The organism is Coprococcus sp. AF16-22, assembly GCF_003461545.1.
Lineage (GTDB): Bacteria > Bacillota > Clostridia > Lachnospirales > Lachnospiraceae > Coprococcus > Coprococcus aceti.
The window spans coordinates 1-3,270 of record NZ_QTXH01000023.1 but is presented as its reverse complement, the minus strand read 5'-3'; the positions used below and the strand labels follow the sequence as shown (position 1 = coordinate 3,270).

2 protein-coding genes are annotated in these 3,270 nt (G+C 38.6%); one reads left to right on the top strand and one right to left on the bottom strand.

The window, feature by feature from the left end:
* Nucleotides 1-293: 293 nt before the first annotated feature.
* Complete coding sequence (locus DWW60_RS13245) at nt 294-1,919, bottom strand: diguanylate cyclase domain-containing protein (protein WP_243002977.1); 1,626 nt, start codon at nt 1,917-1,919, stop codon at nt 294-296.
* A 329-nt stretch (nt 1,920-2,248) separates the two neighbouring features.
* Between DWW60_RS13245 and DWW60_RS13240 the strand changes: the two genes are divergently transcribed.
* The gene (locus tag DWW60_RS13240; RefSeq protein ID WP_055145675.1) at nt 2,249-3,184 is read left to right on the top strand and encodes an AEC family transporter; all 936 of its coding nucleotides are present in this window, start codon (nt 2,249-2,251) and stop codon (nt 3,182-3,184) included.
* The last annotated feature ends 86 nt before the right edge of the window (nt 3,185-3,270 follow it).

The window sequence follows — 3,270 nt, the reverse complement described above, 5'->3', positions numbered from 1 at the left end:
TCATCAAATAAATCTTCTCCAAAAATACTAGGTAACATAAGTCATTTCTCCTTTCAATCTCAAACAAGTGTCGGAAATTGTGGTTTCTTATGAAACCCCAAGGCACTTAGACTTTTTGTTTACTGTTACTTTCAAAATAATTGTCAAGATAAACTTTCGGGATTCTTTCTCTTCTTTCTTATCCCTTTCCTTATCTTTGACTATGTTATACACCTAGTTGTTAGCATTGTCAATAGGCGAGTGCTAATTCTTTTGTGAAGATTTTGTGTCCTATTCCTGTAATAGCCAATCCGCTATTCTGGCACAGTTTCCAGACCTGTTTTGTTATCATAATAAGATTCAACCAGAGCGCAGTCCATGATCAAAACGTAGAATACATTTCCATAATAACGGTTTTCCACTATTCTTCCGTGATCAAGAACAGGAAGATATGTTCCATCTTTTTTTGCAAAATGGAACCTTACATAGTCATTATTTCCACTGGTCTTTGCATCAATCTGTTTCCAGATGCTGGTCTCAACAGAATCCCGTTCGTCTGGATGGACCAGGTTTCTGAATCTATGATCTGTGTAATCAAGAAAATCATCAAAATCCCTGCAGCCAGCAAATTCTATCAGTTCACGATTTGCAAATAAAATATTATCATTTTCAGGATCAGCTATATATATAAGGAAAGCTCCCGGAAGATTCTTTGATACATCCTGAAGTGCAAATCCAAGCTGGCTTCTGTGCTGCATCTTATAAGCTCCTCGATAAGGACTGCAATTATTCTTTCCATGAAGTTTTACCGCGTAAAGTGCCATATCCGCGCATCTGATAAGCTCCGAAACATCTTCACAATCTTTTGGATATTCTGCATACCCAAGAGAAATGTAAAATGGATGCTCCCCACCATTATATGTTATATGCCGTGGCTGAAGAGTAAATTGTTCTATTTTCTTTCTTGCCTCTTCCTCTGTTGTGTCAACCAGAATGGCGGAGAACTCATCACCGCCATTTCTGCAAATAATAGAATTATCATTGAAATAGCTCTGCATGTCCTGTGCAAGACTTTTCAGTGCGGCATCTCCAACTACATGACCATACATATCATTTATAAATTTAAAATCATCAATATCCATCTGTATACCCACGCAATGAATATGAAGATCGCCCTGCATAACCTTTTTGAGCTGTTCGTCAAACCCCTTACGATTCAAGAGTCCGGTCAGCGGATCTGTTATCGCCATTTTTTTTAATGTATCTCGATGTCTCTCAATCACAAGGATGACCACCGTTAATCCAGTTAAGAGCAAAATAACACATATTCCCAAAAACAGCTGCGGAAATACATTCCACCCATGACTCCAGCCATCAGCAGGCATTATCTCAAAATCAAATAGACTGCCGCAAAATTCAAACTCAAATGTAATCGGATTCTTCATAATATTGCCGGATGATGATACTATCTCTGTATCATCAGACAAAGGGGAAACTGTCTTTGTCAGGGAGTAATCATAACCGAATTTTGTGAGTGCCTGAATTGATTCTGTAAATATCTCCGGAACACGTATAATTACTATGGTAAATCCCCAAAATACTGGAGAGCCATCTGCCCCCTCCAGATATACAGGATTTCTAATCGCAATGCCCTGCCCCCCCTGTTTTAAATCAAAAGGACCCTGCATCGTGACTATATTTTTATCTCTTCCATAGCGGCATATCTCTCCACGACTTTCATCATGCATCAAATCTATCTTTCCAGCTTCATTCCCTGCCTCCGGATATATATCTGTGACAACACCGTCAGGCGCAATCTGTATGCTCTGAATAAAATCTGCCATCAGATCCCGAGCAACTTTTTGAAAATTGTCAATTTTCCCATTTTCGCTGATTGCTATCTCTTCAAGTGTATCTGTAATTGCAACTCCACGGTTCATGTCATTCTGTAGTCGTTCTGCATATGTTGTGGCATTAAGCGCTGTGACATTCCGTACCTGTTTATAATTTGATCTATATGAATGATATAAAACTACTGTCAAAACCAGACAGCCAACCAGAAAAATGAGAACCGGCAACATAAGCTTTTTGTTATGGTTTTTACGCGAATTCATAGTATGTCATCTCTCCTTATTTGGGATGCTATTTACAAGTTCTCTACAAATTGCACATATTTTATCGCATTCGTTCATTTTTGACAAGTCAGCATTCAGGGATGTTTTTTTAGAGGAATAGTATTATAATACAGAAACGAAAAGAGGTAATCGCTATGCAGATAAGTATAATTTTGCTCGGAAAGCTTATTAACTTTTTTATTATGATCCTGCTTGGTTTTATTCTTGTCAACAAAAATATATTAAAATCATCTGACAGCCGGATATTATCTATCATCGTGGTATACCTGGTGATGCCCTGTGCCATAATTTGTTCATTTGAGATTGATTTTACAAAAGAAAAACTGCAGGGACTGTTATTTTCCGCTGTCATTGCGGTCATTATACATGTTCTGCTTTTGATTTTTATAAATATTGGAAGAAAATTTTGGCACTGGACCCCGGTTGAATGTGCAACTGTCATGTATTCCAACTCGGGAAATATGATTATCCCACTTGTAAGTGCTATTCTGGGTTCCGACTATGTACTGTATTCATGCGCATTTATGTCTGTACAACTGATATTTCTCTGGACACACTGCAGCACAATGCTCTCCGAAAAGCCACACCTGGAATGGAAAAAGATAATATCCAATATAAATGTATTAGCCATAATAGCAGGTCTCCTGCTATTTTTCTGCAAGATAAAACTGCCAGCCGTCATCCTTGCCCCGATAAATGACATCGGAAATATGCTTGCACCTCTAAGCATGATAGTAACTGGTATGCTGATGGCTGATTCGCCGATTCTGGCCAGCCTGAAGAATGCAAAACTATACCTTTTCTCTGCCATCAGACTCGTTATCTGGCCTACTATTTTGCTGCTTATAATGTGTGTAAGTCATGTATACGAATTTATTCCAGACGGAAGAACCTTACTACTCATAGTATACCTTGCCTCCATCACGCCATCAGCTTCAACAATCACCCAGATGGTTCAGGTATATAACAAAGATGCAACATACTCCAGTCTTTTAAATGTATTTACTACTTTGTTCTGTATCATAACCATGCCTTTGGCTGTCATATTATTTTCATGGCTGATACTTTAATGGGGACGTTTCTTTTGTCATGAGGATTGTCCCTGGAACAGACAAGCAAAAGAGCCCCCCGCATACCTGCACCTTGCAGATACACG